Here is an 18,890-nt window from a genome sequence, read left to right as displayed (position 1 = left end):
CGAAAGACAACAGCCACCCGGATCGGGTGGCTGTTTTTCATTGGCGGGCCGCGTGAGACTGCTAGCGGGCCAGCACCGCCATGCAAGCCTCGAACACACGCCCCGGATGAATCGAATTGATCGCTTTCGATCCTGCTTCCGGCACGACGTCGCGGGTGTAATCGCGCGCCCAGAACCATTCGGGATTCGATTCGTTGAACACGCCCACGTAGGGCACGCAAAGCCCCTGCGCGATATGCGAAGGGCCGCAGTCGTTGGAGACGATCAGTCGGGCGTCCTGCATCAGTGCGACCAGCTCGGCCACGGAGCGGGAGCACTCCAGGCGGAAGTCCGGCCGATTCATGTCTTTCAGGCGCTGGCGCTCGGCCGCTTCGGCCGGACCCAGGACAAACGTGAAATTGGCGGTCCCGCCCAGCCGCGCCTGCAGCAGGTCGGCTAGCGCAACATAATGATCCAGCGACCACCGCTTGAACTGCCCGGCGCCGCCGCCAGGAATCAGGACGATGTCGGCCGGCTGCACCTTGCCCGCACAGGATCGGCCGATTTCGACGAAGCACTGGCGCGCAATCGCTTCGGGATCGTGTTCCTGCAGCGTGGCCAGCAACCGCAGGTTTGCCAGGCCGATGTATTCGCGGACGTCCTTGGCGTGGGAGTGCGTCCAGACGCAGTCGCCGAGCCGGCGGTTGCTGAAGCCCAGCCGCAACGTGGGCCGGCGCAGCAGGTTGATGAGCGCAAAGCGCTCGCTGGAATGATGCAGCGTCAACGACGCGCTGGCGCGTGGGGGCAGCGCCTTGACCTGATCGCCGAATGCTTCTGCGCGGACGAACTGATCCACCCATGGCAGCTGCGTATAGAAGGCCTCCACGTCAAACCGCGAGACGACGCGGACACGCTTGTCCGGCCACAGTTTCTTGACCTGGTACAGCGCAGGAAACGCCACGATCTGGTCGCCAAAGCGTGCTTTGTTACGAACGAATACGACGATGTCGGACATGGTTCCTCACCTGATGAAATCACGCAAGAAATCCTGATTTCTTGTAGAAACGCGCACAATCAGAAAACTCCGAAATCAACGCGTGGACGAGCATACCTCAGCCCGGGCAACCCGCGCCGGTGCGCGTTGCCGGCAAGGGCGTATCGCCCGACGTATTACCGGCAAATTTGCGAATCTTCTCGGCCAGTTCGGGCGTCGCTTTCTCGTAGCCGTAGCAGTAAGGCGGCGTCGGCGCCGACTCGGGGCGATAGTCCTTGAGCACCGGCTTGGCATCGCCCAGATACAGGTTGTCCTTCAACCGCAGAAAGGCCTTGAAATCGCGGGTGTAGCCGTGATCCGCCTTGCGCTTTTCATAGGCGCCGCGATCGGAGTCGCCGTTGTCCAGTGCGCTGCGTGCCGGCGCAATCGGGATGTAGCGGCAGTAGTTGACGTTGATGCCTTCCACCGTGGGGTAGAACTCGGGCTCGACGCACTTGCGCTGCGCGTCGTTGTTGAAGATGTTGCCTTCGACCAGCGCCTTGGCCTCCAGGCTGAAACTCATGCCGTAGAAGTCCCAGTTTTCGAGCAGGTTATTGAACAGGTGGAAGGTGCCGAACTGCGCGCGCGGATTGCGCTGCACGGTGTTGAAGAAATAGTTGTGATGCAGCGTCACGCGCGCAATCGAATCGCGCTCGTAGTTCTGGAACAGATTCTTGGACGTGATGTTGTTCAGCAGCATGACCTTGTTCGAGTTGTGGAACTTCGTCCACGAGATCGTCACGTCGGTCGAGCCGTTCTTCACGTTCAGCAGGCGGTCCGACATCCGCGACAGGTCCATGTGGTCGACCCACACATCGCGGCTGTCGTTGGCCACATTCACGGCCTGCGTAAGCCGCGTGAGCCGCCCGTCGATTGTCAGATGCGTCAGGATGACGTTCTTCGCGCCATACACGCCCAGGCCGTCGTCGATCAGGGCGACACGCTTGCCGCGGCCGTCAATGGTCGTGTTGGACGGCACGCGCAACTGGGTTTTCAGGACGATCGTCATGTCGGACGCGAAGCGTATCCATGCCGGTCCCTTGCGGGCCTGCGCCAGCGCGGCGCGCAGCGTACCGGGTCCGGCGTCCTGGTCCGAAGTCACCTCGATGAATTTGCCGCCCAGACCGCCCGTGGCTTTGGCGCCATATCCTTCGCGCTGCGCCAGCAAGCTGGCTACGAACGGGCAGTGTTCATCGGGCGCCGCGCATTGCCCGCTTGCTGCCGCTGCCCCGCCATACAAGCCGGTCAGCGTCAGCAGCCACACCATCACTGTCTTTCGTAGTCGCATCGCAACCGCTCCCTCAAATTTCACGCGGACGGATCCGCCGCCGTCACATGGCGCCAGATGCCGCCGCTCAACCGCAGGTTCTCCGGCGGGCCGGCAAGATGCTCGCGCAGCCGTTCAAAGTACGCCTTTTGCCAGCGCTGCGCGTACGCGTCCGCGTCCTCGCCGGGATTGGCGGCCGGCAGCATTTCCAGCGTGTAGGCCACCTGCCCGTTCTCCCAACGGGGCGCGTAGAACACCGACGGCACGCCCATCCGGTGCGCCAGATGCGCCGCGAATCCGGAATACGTGACGTCCTGGCCTTCGAAAGTCGTGCGCGGCGCGGCGGGATTCGCCGCGCCGTCGATGGCCAGGCACAGCACAAAGCCCGAGTTGATCGCGCGCATGCAGGCCTTGGCGACCTGCGCCTCGGTCTGGTCGGCCGTCGAGATCAGCGCCTCGGCGTAACTGCTGCGGGCGATGCTGGGCGCCGACGCCAGCCAGCGCGACGGAATGCCGACCAGTTCCAGCGCCATCAGGCCCGCATACATCGGCCCGACGTGCGCAGTGGCGACCACGACGCCGCGGCCGGCGGCAAGCAGCGGCGCGAAGAAGCGCTCGCCGGTATCCAGCTCACCCAGCATGGCCATCGCCTCTTCGACGCGCTCCTCGCGGCATTCGAGCCAGTCGAACAGCAGATGGTCGATCATGTGACCCCAGCGCGCGCGGCGTTCCCACGTCGCGCGATCGATGCTGGTGTCGCCGCGCATCGACCAGGCCCAGTCCAGCCGCGCCTGCGGAATCGGCGCGGTGTCGAGTTGTTCTTCCATGCGCGCCAACGCTTCCTGGAAGGTCTCCGGCAGCCGCGCGCCACGCTTGGCGACGTATTGCTCGAACAGCGCCTCGGCCTCGTCCTTGCGCCCGGCCTGCGACAGCGCGCCAATGGCGGACCGCTGCCACAGCAAGTTGTCCGGCGACTTCTTCAGCAGGAACATCATCTGCTCGGCCGCCGCGTCGTACTGCAAGGTGTAGCGCAGCGCGCGGGCGTACAGGCCCCGCGTCTGCTCAAGATCCGGCGCCAGTTCGATGGCGCGCGCCAAGGGCGCCACGGAATCCTTGTAGCGTCCGGCGCGCAGCAGGGTTTCGCCGTGCAGCGTCAGCAGCCGCACGTCGTCGGGCGCGGCCTGCAGGCCGGCTTCGAAGTGCGTCAGCGCATGGATCTTGCGATCGTCTTCGGTGCCGCGCCGCAGATGCGCCAATCCCAGCGACGATCGCAGCGCCGCGCAATCCTGGCCCGCGCGCAGCGCGCCGTCGCCCAGACGAATTGCAGCCGCCGTGCGGCCGTCGGCCAGCAACGCGCGCACCGCCATCGTCGCCACGCGTTCATTGGGCAGCTTGTCCGGATCCAGTGACGCCGCGATGCCAGAGGCTTCGGCGACGTCCCCATTGCGCACAAAGGCCATCATCCACGCATAAGCGTCTTCGGGCGCGCTCTGCGCCAGCGACAGGGTCGTGCGGGCAACTTCCGCCGCCTCGGGCACGCGTCCCGCCTGCACACGCATCTGGATGCGCGCGGCATGCAGCGACGCATTGCCGGGCTCGATGCCGGCGGCGGCATCGGCTTCGGCGATCGCCCTGTCCCACTGCTCCAGGCGGCCAAGCAAACTGGCGAGCAGGCGCCTGTCGTCGACCCGCGCGGGATACACCGCGACAAGCGTTTCCAGCGCCGCGATGGCAGAGGCCAGCTTGCCCTCTTTCACGTCGGGCGAGACCAGCAGCCGCCGGACCTCGCGCCAGCCGTCCTTGGCCGGGCGCAGCGCCGGTTCCAGCGCGGCCATGCCGCTCGCCGGGTCTGCCGACGCGCGGATCTGTCCGATGACCTCGCGCAGGCGCGCCGTGGCGTCCTGCGGTTCGGCGCCGGCGTCCGGCCGGCGGCTTTCAATGACCGTATCAACCATGACGCAGCCCCCTCAACAAAGCCATCGCGACGCGAGCGATGAACATGAGCACAAATCCCAGTGCCAGCGCCTGCAACAGCAGGATGCCGGTGCGCGGGCTGCTGGGCCGATCCGTCGGCACCGGCTGCGCGATGATCGACAGATACCGCTGCAGGCGCAGCGCGTCCGTCATCGCCTGCTGGTACGACTGCTGCGCCAGCGTCAGGTTGGAATCCGCAAACACCTGGGCATTGCGCAGCGCCTCGTATTCCTTCAGTTGCTTGGCTTCCGTATTGCCGTCGCCGCTCAGGCGCTGGCGTACGGATGCAAGCCGCTTTTTCAGGGCCGCCACCTGCATCTGCGCAGGCTTGAGCATGAAATGGTCCTTGTTATCCAGCGCGCGGATCTTGTCCAGATTGATCTGCGCGGTGCTCAGCTCTCCTTCAAGCTGGCTGGACAGGTTCAGCAGCATCGACACCGTCGCGCTGGGGTCGATGTTGCCGTGCTTGGTGCGCCACGTGGTCAGCGCGTCGCGCGCGGCCAGCGCCTTCTCCTCGGCAAACTTGACCGACTCTTCGCTCACCTTCAGCTTGTCCGCCACGCCCTTCTCGTTCATCGAACTGACGAACTGCTCGGCCAGGCCGATCAGCTCCCGGGACAGCGTGGCCGCGTCTTCCGACGAGAACGCGCTGACGCGCAGCACGTCGATCTGCTCCAGCGCGTTGAACGACACGTGCACCGACGCCTGATAGGCGCGGTACAGATCGTCTTCGCTGGAATCCTCGGCCAGACGGTTGAACGGGTCCAGCCCATCGTTCATCAGATAGCGGCGCAGGCCGACCTTCTTGTCCAGCTGCTGCATGCTGTCGCGCGACTTCAGAAAGTCCGCAACTGCCCAGCCATCGACGAATCCGCCGAGCATGCCGCCCGAGTTGCCCGTCGTGAGCAGACTGGCGGCCGCGCCGCCGCCGCCCTGCTGGCCGGACGCCGACTGCACGAAGAACCGCGACTCCGCCTCATAGCGCGGCGTGGCGACGATCAACAGGTAGATCACCGCCAGCACCACCGGCACCAGCACGATCACCGCGTTGATCCAGCGATGGCGGCGGCGCTCGCGCAGCGCCGACTGCCGTTCGCGGCGGCGGCGTTCGATCTCGGATCCGCCGTCAGAACCCGAGTTGGCCTTCGTCGAAGCCGCCTCCGAGGACGTCGTCGCCTGTGCCGGAGTCGCTCCGTGATCGTCGCGGGGGATACCTGCGGAGGCACTGGTCGAGGTCGTCGTCGATGCTGAGCGCGCTTCGTTCATAGATCAAGCCTTTGAAGCAATAATCCGCCAACTGATTCTGGCGATAACTGGAAAAAATGAGTGTCCGGCCGACCAGGCGCTCTTCAAAAAGCGCCAGCCAGAGCCGGGTGAAACGGCAGGGCTCGAAGGGGATGCTCCCTTCGATCACGTAGACATCGAACGCGGGCGCCAGCGCCAGCGCGAACGAAAACTCCTGCCGCACATAAAGCGGCCAATGCTCCATGGGCTTGGCCAGCATCTTCGGATCGCTGATCAGGTCCGCGACCAGTTCATAAGTGGCGTCGGGGTCGATCTCGTACATTTCGCTGACGAAATCGATCATGGACAGCCCGCTGGCCTTGCCGCGGATGAAACCCTGCCGGCCGATCGCCCACGACACATTGCCGTCGTGCTTGACGAAGCCCTGCCGCGGCGGACGCAGACAGCACAGCACGTCCACGAGCTGGCGGTGCATCTCCGGCGCGGGCGACAGCAGCGCATAGCGCCCGGCCGGGATGTCGAGCGTGGCGTTGGCCAGCAGCGGCTGCCTGCTGCCGAAGGAATAGGGTTCGTCGGTTACGCCATTGAGATGGATCATCTTTCACCCTCACATTGGCTGAACGTTGGGACGGGCCAGGCGCTCTGCCACCAGCGCGATCACCATCATGAACACCAGCGAGGTCAGGAAGTAACCCAGGCTGGCATCGTGCGACTCGTACGCATGGAAGTACGCCGAGCGCAGCAACTGCATGCCGTGCGCCAGTGGCGACCACAGCATCCACGGCCGCAATTGCTCGGGAAACTGCTCCGACACGAAGAACACCGCCGCGAAGATCTGCAGGAAGCGCTCGATGATCGGCGCCAGCCGCAGGAAGAAGTGCCAGTAGGTCGCAATCGACCCGAACAGCACCCCCATCGCCGCGCCCGCCACGCCCATCAGGACCACAAAAAGAATGAAGCCGGCCCAGCTCTTGGGCAGCGTGATGAGCCCGATCGCGTGGCCCGCGGTGATCAGCACCCCAAACACCACCACATACACCGATACGTAGATCATGGCCTGCACCAGCGCGCACATCAGCGGCGTGACGCCCTGAAAATTCAGCAGGCCGCGTGCCGAGACATACGCCGTACTGCTGCGGAACGCGATCTGACGGAACATGATCCAGGTCGTCGCGCCCAGCAGCGAGAACGTCTGCACGTCCATCCCCAGGATGTAGTGCGTGCCCATCAGGATGTACAGCGACGAAATCAGGGTCAGCAGCACGACAGGGCCGACCAGCGCCCACACCAGCGCGATGCGGCTTTCGCCGTGCATCACGCGCAGCTGGTAGATGAACATCGCCATCAGCGTGCGGCCGATCGGCCGATGGCCGGCGGTGTCCTCCGAATGCCCCTTATGCAGGGAGCGCAGCCGGTCGCGCAGGATCGCGAGATCACCCGCTTCGCTCTGCGCAACCTCGATTTCCAGCGCGATGTCATTGCGTGACGCATGGCGGCGCGCTTCACGCGCCTCGTCCTGCTTGCGACGTTCCACGCGGCGGGCATGCGCGACCGCCAGCCGCTCATCCTCGGCCACCAGCTTGGCCGGCATGTAGCCCGGCGCAAACACCTCGACGCCCGCGCGGATGTCCTGCTCCAGCAGGCGCACGATGATGCGCAGGCGCCGCCGGGAGAAGTCCGCCAGGGTCTCGTCGACCTGGCTGCGCACGATCTCGGCGTCCAGCTCCGCCTGCACGGCCTCGTACACCGCCCGCCGCGCCGCGACGGAGTCGTGCGGCTCGCCCTGCAGGCGGGCCAGCAGCGGCTTGAACAGCACGCCCGGCGGAGCCTTGGCTTCGAACAGCGCGGCCGGATCCAGCCGCCAGTTGGCGACGCCAGACCCCACCGTGTAGCTGTTGTCCTTCCGGCGCGAGCGCCAGCCCTTTATCCGATCCTCGTTGCTCATGGACGCGTTATTGGGCAACGCCGGTCGAACCGCCGCCCGAATCGCTGTCGATGGCTCGCGTGGCGCTGAAGCCGGCGCTCATCGTGACGCGGAAGGCCGACAGCACCTTCTGCACCTGCGTGAACGGCGCGTCCGAGATGTAGATGGCCTGTCCTTCATGCACCGTGAACTCGCGGGCCAGCGCCACCTGCTCCGGCCGCGTGAGGTCGAACTGGTACACGACGGGCAGCAAGTCCGGCTTGCCTTCGGCCCCCGCTTGCGCGGGCGTGAACAGGAACACCGAACGCGGATCGGCCAGCTTGTCGTCCAGGCCGCGCGAGTCCGCCAGCGCGTCCAGCACGCTGTAATTGCGCTTGCTGATTTCCACGCGGCCCTGCTGGCCGGCCGCGCCGAGCACGGTCAGGAATTCCTTGGCGTCGTAGGCGGTGATCACATCGCCCGAGCGCAGCAGGATGTCGTTGTTCTGGTTGCGGTAGATGTCGGCCAGCCGCACCGAGGCCACCTGGCTGTCGCGGCGCAGGCTGATGATGAGCTGTTCGGGGTTGGTCTGCACCGGCGCGGCCTGCGCCAACGCGCTGCTCAGGCGCTGGGCGGTCTGCGTGATGGGGTACATGCCGGGCTTGGTCAGATTGCCCTGCACCGTCACCATCTGCCCGCGCGCGTCGGCCGCGCGCGTGACGCTGACGTCGGCGCCGACCACGAGCTTGCTCAGCCGCGCCACGATGGCGTCATGCAACTTGCCGAGCGTCAGGCCCTCGGCGCGGAACTTCCCGATGATGGGAAACGTAACGTTGCCGGCACTGTCGATGTCCTGGTTACCCAGATCACTGACGCCGGACGGGTCCGCGGCGAACACGCCGAGACCGCCGCGTTCCCACACTTTCACGTTGATGCCGTCACCCGGCACCAGCTTGTCGAAACCTGCCTGCGTCAGATCGCGGTAGCGCACCGGAAAGTCCGCCACATCGGGCACCCGACTCTTTCGCGCGAGTTCGCGCGACACGGGCATCACGATGACGTCCTTGTCATCGTGAGCCCCTGTCATTTCGCTAAGCATCGGGCCGGACCGTGGGAGCTGGCAACCCGTGAGTGTCAGCGCTGCAAGCAGCAGCATGGCAAGCGTCGCATGGCGCCGCGCGCCCAGGGCCGGGACGTTCATTAGCATAGGTTCCTTCAACTTCAGCACTTTTAAAAAGAGCAACTACCCGTCACGCCTGCATCAGGCGCTTGGGCGCAACGTCAATGCGCTCGTCGTTCTCGGACTCGGTCATGGCGGGCATGCAGATGCTCATGAACTTCGTGAGCATCGCGTCCAGCGAGAACAGCTTCTGCGCCCGCTGGCGGCTATTTGCCCGCATGTCCGCATTGCTGCGCACCTGGTCCACCATGTTCAGGACCTTCTCGCAGGCCTCGTGCATGTCGGGATGATCCACGCAGCTGAGCAGGTGGCCCGTCTCGTCCTCGACAAAGCACTCTTCCGCGCCGCCGGCCGGCGTGGAAATCACCGGCACGCCCAGCAACTGGGCCTCGATCAGCACATTCGGCAGGCCTTCGTAGCGCGACAACAGCACGCTGGCGTCCATCTTCGAATACCAGAAGCCCACGTGATTCGACAGCCCCACCAGCAACAGGCGCTCCAGCACGTCGTGCTCCAGCGCCAGCGCCTCGATGTTCTCGCGCAGGCGTCCGTCGCCCACGAGGAAAAAGCGCGCCTGGGGCCGTTCCTTCAGGTAAAGCGCCGCCAACTTGATGAAGAGCTGCGGACGCTTGTCCGGCTCCAGGCGGAACACGCCGCCGATCGTCTCGGTGGCGTCCTTGGTGCGCTCGTGGAAGGCTTCCCACTTGGCCTTGTCGGCGTCCGAGGCATCGGTCGCCAGATCCGGCACGCCGTTGTACAGGATGTGGAAGCGTTCCAGCGGCAGGTCCAGCCACTCGGCGTACGCTTCCGCGGCCTTGCGGCTGTTGCTCACGAACACCACGCCCGGCACGAGGGCCAGCGCCTGAAACAGCTCGGGATACTCTTCGCGGAAACGGTCTTTGCGGATGTTCGGGGGCAGGCCGCGGAACACCAGGTGGATCGTCGGCGTGCCGGCCAACAGCGCCGCCAGAGCGCCAAAGAGGCACGTGCCGTCCTGCCACAGGCTGACCACGTCGAAACGGTTGGCGCGCAGCACCGGCGCCAGGCGCGTCACGCCGTAGTGAACCGGCGGAGGCAGCTGTTCCAGCAGGCGGCCCAGGTGGCCTTCCGGCACGGACTGGTGCGCCACCGAGATGGCCGGCAGGCGGTTGATCTCCGTGACCGGAATCTGCGCCTTGATGAGCACCGGCAGGAAGAAGTCGTCCTGTTTCTTGGGCGACCCGGACGGCTCGGTGTGCTGCTTGACCAGCACCTCGACCTTCTTGGGCCGCATCAGGATGTCGGGCGGCTGCAGTTCCGGCGACGCGGCCAGGCGGGTCAGCTCGCCCGCCAGACGGGTCAGCTGGCGCTCGGCGCCGCCCGGTCCCAGGCTGCCGGTGACCAGCGCCACCGACACGGGCTTGTCCGGCGTGTTTTCGGCGATCTTGCGGTTGCGGAAGTGCAGGATCGCGTGCTTCATCGACACGATGCGCACGTCCTTGCCCGCCAGCGACTCTTCGGATTCGAAGCGCTGATAGAACGCGTAGTCGCTGGCCAGACCCTCGGCCAGTTCGGCCGCCTTGCTGCCGGGCGTCAGGTGCTTGGCCACGGGCGCGATCGCGTCCCACGCATCGGCCAGGAGGCCGCGCTTGCGCAGGCGCTTGGCGAACTCCACGCGCATGTTGCGATCCGTGTGCTGCGAGATCAGACGCCGGAACAGCGCGTCCGACTGCTCGTGCGCGCGGATGTCGCTCAGCAGCTTCGCCCGCGCAAACAGGCGGTCCGGATTCGTCGTCTCGGCCGGCAGGTGACGGTCGACCAGCGCCATGGCTTCGTCCAGGTGCCGTTCCTTCACCAGCCGCGTCGCGCAGTAGCGCACGATCTGCAGGTCATCCGGGCACTCCTCGAGCAGCGTGGCCCACTGCTCGGCCATGCCCTCGTTCAGGCCCGCCGACTCCTGCAGGCGGAGCAGGAGGAAGCGGACCTTCGAGTCTTCCATGTGATCGCGGGCAAGCTGCTTGGCCCGCGCCAGGTTGTCCTGAGCGACTTGAACCCGCCCCGATGCCGCAACGATTTCCTCCAACTGCGCTTGAACTTGCTGAAGATCGGACTTGGCGTCCACTCGCTCGGTTATCAGAGGGGGATTCATGCTGCCTTTCTCCGGTTGATCTTCTCGATCCAGACAAGGCAGCGCTCGATGTAGTGGTCGTACTGCGCCGGGTTCTCGGAACGTTCCTGCAACTGCTTCCAGTACGGCAGGGCTTGCTCGAAGCGGTGCAGACGCATGGCGCCGACCGCAGCCAGGCGCAGGCCGATGGGATCATCCGGCACCAGCGACACGATGCGTTCGCCCAGCGCCAGGCGCTCGGTCGTGCTGGACGGTTCCAGGGCGCGCGCTTCGGCGTACAGATAGGCCAGGATGCGGCGCTTTTCGTGGTCCACTTCCGGCATGCCGGGCCACGACTGCGCGACGCGGTCCAGCAGCTTCCAAGCGCCCTGATGATCGCCGTTCGACAGGATCTCGCGAGCGCCACGGATGGCGCGCGGGCCGAGCCGGCCGAGTTGGCGTTCGGCTTCGTCCTTGGCGCTTTGATCGGCGCCCGAATGACCCAGCACATCCTTGTACGCGTCGATCGCTTCACCGAACCAGCCGCCATTGAAGGCAACGCGGGCAAAGTGCAGCTTGGCGCTGAACGGGGCGGCATCGCCGGAGGCGGCCACCTCCAGGTGACGCATCGCCGTCTTCTTGTCGCCCAGCGCGTCAGCCGCGCGGCCACGCATGGCGTGCAGTTCGGGGAAGTCCACGTTGGTGTCGATGGCCAGGTTGGTCAGGTCGATCACTTCCTTGTGGTTGCCGGCCACCAGCGCGGCACGCACGCCCAGGCGCATGGCGCGTTCGAACGCGCGCTGTGCACGGGCGCCGGCCAGCGCGTCGGGGTTGAGCAGACGATGCGCGCAGATGCGTTCGGCGGCGTCGCGCAGACGTCCTTCCTCCAGCGCGCGGTTGCCTTCTTCGGCCCACGTCGCGGACTGCGATTGCAGCCATGCGCTGATTTCTTCGTTCTCGCTCTTGCCCAGGCCGCAAGAGGCTGCCAGCGTTGCCGCGGCCATGATGCAACCGCGCCACGAGGCTTCCTTGACCAGCTCCAGCGCGTCGCCCTCTTCCAGCTTGGGCTGTTCGCCGGCCAGGTCGCGCAGCGCGTCGCGGTCGCCAGCCAGCAGGCGGTCGCGCCACAGCACGGCAAAGCCGCGGCCGTAGTTCGGGATCGCCGCGCGCACTTCGTGCACCCAGCGGATCGCCGCTTCCATGTCGCCACCCGTCTGCAGCAGGGACAGCACCGTGTCGGCCGCTTCCACCGCCATCGTGTCGGTCGGTTCGGAGATGCGGAACAGCTGCTTCCAGTTGCCCAGGCTTTCGTCCACATAGCCCAGGTGGCCGGCGGACACCGCCGCGATGCGGACGATTTCCGGCGTTTCGATCTCGTCACCCAGCAGGCCTGCGGCCAGCGAGTACGCCACGTCGTAGCGGCCCAGCTTGAACTGGTTGCGCATCAGGATCTGCTCGGCCTTGCTGCCCGAGGACAGCGCATCGGCGCTGCCCAGAAGCGCCAACGACCCCTCGTAGTCGCCCAGTTCTTCCTGGATGCGTGCGAAGAGCACCACGTGATCCGGCAGGCTGGGGTAGCGGCGCAGCACATCGCGCACGCGGCGCGAGGCTTCGCGCAGCTCGCCCGAATCCCACAGCTTCTCGATGCGTTCGACGCTTTCTTCCGCGCCCAGCTTGGGCACCGAGACCTGCGGGGTCGAGGAGCTCATGCGCGGACGGATGAAGTTCTTGTACCAGTCGGTGTACAGGCGCTCGGCGAAGGCCGGCGTGTAGTGGGTCAGGTCCAGCCCGCCGTCTTCCATGGCGTCGGCCTGGCCCAGCTTGTTCATCAGCGGGGTCGGGTCATAGCACGGCACGCCGATGCGCTGCGCGGCGGCGGAGATGGCGGCGATCAGCTGCTGACGCTGTTCGATCGGCACGTTGTCCGGGGTGTGGGCGTTGACGTGGGTGACGAACACGACCTTGTCGCGGCCCAGCAGCTCGACGAGCTGGCGCATCTCCTGCTCGATCTCCTCGTCCGTCTGGTCGCGCTTGACGACGCGGGCGAGCAGGTCCCGGTCTTCATTGTTCAGGCTCTTGAAGACCGGATCCTGATCCAGCTGCGCGCGACGCTCGGCCAGGCGCTCGGCCACGGCCATCGACCAGAACGCGCGGGTGCGGGTGCGGTCGGCAAAGAACTCGCTGAAGTAGCGGACCAGGTAATTCGATTGGATGGGATGGCCGTCGATCGTCAGCAGCTTGCGCGAGGACAGCTCGACCATGTACAGGTCAGCCGGCTTGTGCGTGCCTTGGCGAGCCTGCTCGCCATTGGACGGACGGAAGATCAGGCGCTGCACGTCAGCCGGGATGTCGCTCTGGCTGAACATGAAGCGCGCCTGCTGGAGGGCTTCGGCGGCCGTGTGCACGAATCCGTAGTTGCGGCCGAGCTGAAGTTTGATCGGGTAGCGGCCCACGGCATCACGCAGGGGCGTGTGGATGCGGCAGGTTCCGATGGGAGCGATGGTAAATGCGGTCATTCAGGGTCTCTCCTGTATTGATGGATTACGAGCCTGAACTAGAGAGTCCAGTACAAAAGGTCGGCCGGGAGGCGCTTGGCATCCAGCACCGACTTCAAGTCGCAGACCATGCCGCCGTTCTTGACGAGCTGCGGCAGGTCTTCCCAGATGGTTTCCATGGTTTCGCGGTGCGGCACCGCCAGGATCAGGACGTCCATGTCGCGGAAGTCGCCGCGGTCGACGAGCTTGATCCCGTACTCGTGCTCCATCTGCTCCGGATCGACCATCGGATCGCACGCAACCGGCGTGATGCCGTACTGGCCAAGCGCGTGGTACAGATCGACGATCTTCGAGTTGCGGATGTCGGGCACGTTTTCCTTGAAGGTCATGCCCAGGATGCCGACGCGGGTGTTCGCATTCAGGCGGCCATTGCGTGCAAGCTGCTGCACCAGGCGCGAGGCGACGTGCGCGGCCATGCCGTCGTTGATGCGGCGGCCGGACAGGATGACTTCAGGGTGATAGCCCAGTTCCTGGGCCTTGGACGTGAGGTAGTACGGGTCGACACCAATGCAGTGGCCGCCCACCAGTCCGGGCGTGAACTTCAGGAAGTTCCACTTGGTGCCGGCGGCCGCCAGGACCTCCGAGGTGCGGATGCCGACCAGATCGCAGATCTTGGACATCTCGTTCATGAGCGCGATGTTGATGTCGCGCTGCGTGTTCTCGAGCACCTTGGCCGCTTCGGCCACCTTGATCGAGGAGGCGCGATGTACGCCCGCGTCGATGATCTGCTCGTACACGCCGGCAATCACTTCCAGCGATTGCTCGTCCTGGCCGGACACGATCTTGACGATCTTCTCCAGCGGATGCTCCCGGTCGCCCGGGTTGATGCGCTCGGGGCTGTAGCCCAGCTTGAAGTCGACGCCGGCGCGCAGGCCGGATGCCTTCTCAAGTTCCGGGCCGCAGATTTCCTCGGTGGCGCCGGGGTGGACGGTCGACTCGAAGACCACGATGCAGCCGGGGCGCAGCACGGGGCCGATGGCCTGGCACGCCCGAACCAGCAGGGAAAAGTCGGGATTGTTTTTCTCGTCGACGGGCGTCGGGACAGCCACTACGAAAAAGTCGCAGCCTTCCAGTTCGGACAACTGGTCGGTGAACTGCATGGGGGAGGCAAGCAATACGTCGCGTTCGATCTCGCCAGTCCAGTCATCACCCTCTTTCAGCCGTGCGATTCTCCGCTTGTCCACGTCAAAGCCGATGACATCAAAGCGCCTGGAAAATGCCACTGCCACGGGCAGGCCGACATATCCAAGGCCACACACTGCGATTCTCTTTACCACGGGGGACCTCACTGTTTTCGTCGTGTCGCAGACACTAGAAATCGACGCCCCGCAGCGAGCACTTCGACGTGAAATCGAAATACCCTTGCCGTATAGGGGCGGACGTATTGCTAAAAATGAATTTGGCTCGGTACCCGGTTAACTATCCGGTTGGCGAGCCTGGGCATCGTAGAGGGGTCGCGCAGCAAACTTTTTGCTAAATATTTTTATTGCTGCGGAAATAAATCAGGACAACCCGTAATAAACCCGGGAAATCCCTAGAAAAATTACATTCATTACACAAACCGCAACATGAGACGGTCGTTTCATGTAATCAAATATGAAAAGACGTTTTTCTTAGTCTGGTTTAACCAAACTGAAAAATCATTATCCAGATCGGTAGCTTATTTAGTAATTGCGTCAGGCAATATAAAAAAGATGCACCAAATTGGATCAGCACGCACCATTATCAGCACGAGACATGCCTGGGTTTTCATCGCCCGGTAATAAATGGACGGGCCGTGGACAACATGGAAGACCACAGGTGGTGGTGCGATGTGTGGCGCTTCTTGCAATGCGCTCCTTGGCCAATGCGCTTCTTGCCACTGCGCTTCCTGCAATGCGCTTCTTAAAAAGCAATCCGCGCAAATGCAAAAAAGCCGGCAGCGCTTGCGCGATACCGGCTTTCAGCCAGAAGGTGTCGGGAAACACCTTCTTGAATTCTCGACCACATGAAGTGGTCGGGGCGAGAGGATTCGAACCTCCGACTCCTGCGTCCCGAACGCAGTACTCTACCAGGCTGAGCTACGCCCCGATCTTGACTACTCATTTAGCGGTGCTCAGACCCACTAAACGCTTCACTGCACTTTCTTTACTGCTTTTTTCACTGCTTTTTTTCACATCAGGCCGTCTGATATTCAGACCCCCTGGATGAATTTCCAACCGCCGTTTTTTGCTAGCGATCTCTATTCACCGCGAAAGCGCAGAATTCTAACAGAGAATTTTGAAAAGGGGAAATGGGGTAGATCGAAAGGGCTTCACGGGCCCGATCTGCCTCGGCCACGGCGGCCAGGCGGGCGTGTTCCAGCGCGTCCGTCGCCTGGATGGCGGCGGCCACGGCAGCGAAGTCGGCGTCGCCCGTCTTGATGGCGTCGCGGATCAGTTGCTGTTGTTCAGGCGTACCCACTTCCATGACACGGATCAGCGGCAGCGTGGGCTTGCCTTCGCGCAGGTCGTCGCCAACGTTCTTGCCCAGCGCGGCGGCGTCGCCGCTGTAGTCCAGGACGTCGTCGACCAGCTGGAACGCGGTGCCCACGTGGCGGCCATAGGCGGCCGCGGCGGCTTCCTGCTCGGGCGTGGCGCCCGCCAGCACGGCGCCCACCTGGGCGGCGGCTTCGAACAGCTTGGCGGTCTTGTAGCGCACCACCTGCAGGTAGCGCTCTTGCGAGACGTCCGGGTCATGCACGTTCAGAAGCTGCAGCACCTCACCCTCGGCGATCACGGTGGTGGCTTCGGACAGGATGCTCATGATGCGCATCGAGTCGGCCTCGACCATCATCTCGAACGACCGCGAATACAGGTAGTCGCCCACCAGGACGCTGGCCGCGTTGCCGAACACGGCGTTGGCGGTTTCGCGCCCGCGGCGCAGGTCGGACTCGTCCACCACGTCGTCGTGCAGCAGCGTGGCCGTGTGGATGAATTCCACTACGGCTGCCAGCAGTTGGTGATGGGTGCCTTCGTAGCCCAGGGCGCGCGCCACCATCAGCACCATGGCCGGGCGCATGCGCTTGCCGCCCGCTCCAATGATGTAGTCGCCGATCGTGCGGATCAGAACCACATCGGAATTCAGCCGCTCGCGGATAACCGCATCGACGGCTTTCATATCGTCAGCTATGGGGGCAATGAGCGCGGGGAGATTCAAGACGTATCCGACAAGTGTGAAGCGAGCCGCGTGACGGCTCTTACCGCTGGGCCCGCCAGCGGTCGGCGGGGGATTCGACCGTGGATTATACGGGGAGTGCGCGGGAATTCCGGGCGCGCATGCCGCAAGCGGCAAGGCCCGGCGCCGCGGGCCCTGCCCCGGGTCGGATCCAGCGGCGGGCTCAGCGCCCGTACGGCAGCAGCCCCCGCGCGGCCAGGTTGGCGTAAAGCGCGCGCACGCCAAACGTCCAGGGCGGGATTTCGGTGGCCAGTTGTACTTCATTGACCAGCGCGCCCAGGCGCTCCGAGGCGATGACGACCCGGTCGCCGGTCACGTGGGTGAAGCCGGTGCCAGGGCCCTTGCGGTCCTTGGACGGCGAAAACATGGTGCCCAGGAACAGCATGAATCCGTCGGGATACTGATGGTGCGCACCAAAAGTCTGGCGCACCAGGTCCAGCGGATCGCGGCTGATTTCGCGCATGTGGCTGACGCCGTCCAGCTCGAACCCGTCGGCGCCTTCGATGCGCAGCGAGACGTCGGCATCGCGCACGCTGTCCAGCGTAAAGCCGCCATCGAACAGCCGGATGAACGGACCGATGGCGCAGGACCCGTTGTTGTCCTTGGCCTTGGTCAGGAGCAGCGCGCTGCGGCCTTCGATGTCGCGCAGGTTCACGTCGTTGCCCAAGGTGGCGCCCACCACTTCGCCCCGGCTGTCGACCGCCAGCACGATCTCCGGCTCGGGGTTGTTCCACTGCGATTCCGGCAGCACGCCGATCCGCGCGCCGAATCCCACCGAGGCCATGGGCGGTGTCTTGGAAAAGACTTCAGCGTCGGGGCCGATGCCCACTTCCAGATATTGCGACCACTGGCCGCGCTCGATCATTTCGGCTTTCAGGCGGATGGCTTCGGGCGATCCCGGGCGCAGTCGGGACAGATCCGAGCCGATCAGCGCCTGCATCCGCACGCGGATTTCTTCCGCGCGGCCGGCGTCGCCGCCCGCCTCTTCCTCGATCAGGCGTTCCAGCAGACTGATGGCAAAGGTGACGCCCGCTGCCTTCACGGGCTGCAGATCGCACGGCGCCAGCAGGCGCGGGCCGTCGGCGCCTTGCAGCGTGGCCGCCATGAGGGCGCGCGCGTCGCCCAGGGATTCGCCCTTGGCCTCGCGCGCCACGGCCACGCGGTCGGGATGGTCCAGCAGGTCGGATACGGTCGGCGCCGTGGCGGTGATATCGATCACCTCGCCCGCACGGACAACGACCACGCTCGGTCCGCCGGCAGGATCGGGGCGCCAGACGCGGCCCACCAACAGGGCGTCGGGCAGGTCGGCGGGCAGCAGGGTGTTGTCGTTCATGGTGTCTCCTCGCGTGATGCCCGTCCGGGTGGCGGGCGCGTGATTGTTTTGCGCCGGATTACCGCCCGGGCGTCGGTGGCACGGTCGCATGAATGGCCGGCCGGCATGGCAGCCCGACACGCGCAATCCATGCGGCATGGGCATCCCCGCAACGCGGCACACCCATCGGCATGGCGAACCAGTCTAGGAGACTTCATTTATCATGTCCAACATCTTGCTTTTACGTCCAACCTATTGGAATCATGGCTGCCGATTACGACGTCCCCGCCATCCGCCGCACCCACGACATCCTGCGCGTGCTGTCGGGCCGCCCCACGCCGGTCAAGGCCGCCGAACTCGCGCGGGCCTGCGAGATGCCCAAGAGCACGCTGTACCTGCTGCTCGACTGCCTGGAGCAACGCCGATGGGTCGAACGCCAGGACGGCGGCTACATCATCGGACTGGAATTGATGGCGCTGGGCGCCGCCTACCTGCGGCACGATGGTCTGCAAGCGGCCTTTCACCACTCGGCCGCCGCCTTCGTGGACCGCTGCAACGAGGTCGTGCAATTGGCGGCGCTGGATGGCTTTGACGTGGTGTACCTGGCGCGGGAAGATGCGCGCCGGCCCGTGCGCCTGGTGTCGGACCTGGGCTTGCGGCTGCCCGCACACGCCTGCGCGCTGGGCAAGGCGCTGCTTGCCAGCCTGCCGCCCGAGGAGCTGGCGGTCCGGCTACCCAAGACCCTGCCCCGCGTCACCGACCGCACGATCTCGGACGCCGCACACCTGCACCGAGAGCTTGAAGAGGCGCGCCGGGAGGGTCTGGCCCAGGACCGGGAGGAAGTCGCCACGGGCCTCGTATGCTTTGCGGCCTTTGTCGGCGTGACGCCGCTGGGCAAGCGGGTCGCGGTCAGCACGTCCATCCCGACCGACCGGCTGGACGACGCCCACCGGCAAGCGGCCATGGACGGCATCCGCCGGGTGGCGCGCGACATCGCGCTGCGCGTGATCCCGGCTGTCTGAAGCCTTCACGCCACACCTAAGCCCTTAGCCTGCAACAGCTTTTTGACTTTCCAAAAGTCCCAGGCTAATATCTCGGATTCGGTCAGCAATGGCCGAATTACGTCGGTTGTTCGTGTATGCCGCCTGACGCCCTGGTCAG

General features: G+C 65.0%; 13 protein-coding genes and 1 tRNA gene. 1 reads left to right on the top strand and 13 read right to left on the bottom strand.

All coding sequences use genetic code 11. From position 1 onward, the window contains the following. Positions 1–61 precede the first annotated feature (61 nt). The 13 genes from KW836_RS05500 to KW836_RS05440 all read right to left on the bottom strand — a co-directional run bounded on the left by KW836_RS05500 (position 62) and on the right by KW836_RS05440 (position 17,750). The gene (locus KW836_RS05500) at positions 62–994 is read right to left on the bottom strand and encodes a glycosyltransferase family 9 protein (protein ID WP_218342633.1); all 933 of its coding nucleotides are present in this window, start codon (positions 992–994) and stop codon (positions 62–64) included. A 97-nt stretch (positions 995–1,091) separates the two neighbouring features. Further along, positions 1,092–2,300, bottom strand: coding sequence for a polysaccharide lyase family 1 protein (locus tag KW836_RS05495; RefSeq protein ID WP_218342632.1), 1,209 nt, complete (start codon positions 2,298–2,300; stop codon positions 1,092–1,094). A 20-nt stretch (positions 2,301–2,320) separates the two neighbouring features. Further along, positions 2,321–4,234, bottom strand: a complete 1,914-nt coding sequence (locus KW836_RS05490; RefSeq protein WP_218342631.1) for a tetratricopeptide repeat protein — start codon at positions 4,232–4,234, stop codon at positions 2,321–2,323. Then, positions 4,227–5,258 (bottom strand): sugar ABC transporter, encoded by a 1,032-nt coding sequence (locus tag KW836_RS05485; RefSeq protein ID WP_175139529.1) that lies wholly within the window; start codon positions 5,256–5,258, stop codon positions 4,227–4,229. The genes KW836_RS05490 and KW836_RS05485 overlap by 8 nt, the downstream gene beginning before the upstream one ends. Before the next feature lie 121 nt (positions 5,259–5,379). Next, on the bottom strand, positions 5,380–6,096 hold the full coding sequence (locus KW836_RS05480; RefSeq protein ID WP_056559922.1) for a hypothetical protein: 717 nt from the start codon (positions 6,094–6,096) through the stop codon (positions 5,380–5,382). 9 nt (positions 6,097–6,105) lie between these two features. Beyond that, positions 6,106–7,443 carry an ABC transporter permease gene (locus KW836_RS05475; RefSeq protein ID WP_175139490.1) on the bottom strand — a complete coding sequence of 446 codons (1,338 nt, stop codon included), beginning with the start codon at positions 7,441–7,443 and terminating at the stop codon, positions 6,106–6,108. A gap of 7 nt (positions 7,444–7,450) precedes the next feature. Further along, positions 7,451–8,608, bottom strand: coding sequence for a polysaccharide biosynthesis/export family protein (locus KW836_RS05470; protein ID WP_175122101.1), 1,158 nt, complete (start codon positions 8,606–8,608; stop codon positions 7,451–7,453). A gap of 43 nt (positions 8,609–8,651) precedes the next feature. Beyond that, positions 8,652–10,709, bottom strand: coding sequence for a glycosyltransferase (locus KW836_RS05465; RefSeq protein ID WP_218342630.1), 2,058 nt, complete (start codon positions 10,707–10,709; stop codon positions 8,652–8,654). Further along, the gene (locus KW836_RS05460; RefSeq protein ID WP_218342629.1) at positions 10,706–13,183 is read right to left on the bottom strand and encodes a hypothetical protein; all 2,478 of its coding nucleotides are present in this window, start codon (positions 13,181–13,183) and stop codon (positions 10,706–10,708) included. Before KW836_RS05460 ends, KW836_RS05465 begins: the two co-directional genes overlap by 4 nt. Before the next feature lie 38 nt (positions 13,184–13,221). Further along, positions 13,222–14,481 carry a nucleotide sugar dehydrogenase gene (locus KW836_RS05455; RefSeq protein WP_175139486.1) on the bottom strand — a complete coding sequence of 420 codons (1,260 nt, stop codon included), beginning with the start codon at positions 14,479–14,481 and terminating at the stop codon, positions 13,222–13,224. Between the two features lie 734 nt (positions 14,482–15,215). Further along, positions 15,216–15,292 (bottom strand) — tRNA-Pro (locus KW836_RS05450). Between the two features lie 141 nt (positions 15,293–15,433). Then, complete coding sequence (ispB, locus tag KW836_RS05445; RefSeq protein WP_063952160.1) at positions 15,434–16,399, bottom strand: octaprenyl diphosphate synthase; 966 nt, start codon at positions 16,397–16,399, stop codon at positions 15,434–15,436. Positions 16,400–16,580: 181 nt separating this feature from the next. Beyond that, complete coding sequence (locus tag KW836_RS05440; RefSeq protein WP_218342628.1) at positions 16,581–17,750, bottom strand: fumarylacetoacetate hydrolase family protein; 1,170 nt, start codon at positions 17,748–17,750, stop codon at positions 16,581–16,583. A 242-nt stretch (positions 17,751–17,992) separates the two neighbouring features. Here KW836_RS05440 and KW836_RS05435 point away from each other — a divergent pair, with 242 nt between their 5' ends. Next, positions 17,993–18,751 (top strand): IclR family transcriptional regulator, encoded by a 759-nt coding sequence (locus KW836_RS05435; RefSeq protein WP_218342627.1) that lies wholly within the window; start codon positions 17,993–17,995, stop codon positions 18,749–18,751. Positions 18,752–18,890 lie beyond the last annotated feature (139 nt).

It is taken from the genome of Achromobacter sp. ACM05, assembly GCF_019218915.1.
Taxonomy (GTDB): Bacteria; Pseudomonadota; Gammaproteobacteria; order Burkholderiales; family Burkholderiaceae_B; genus Achromobacter; species Achromobacter animicus.
Note: the sequence above shows the minus strand (reverse complement) of the source record. Positions and strands in the feature narration are given on the sequence as shown.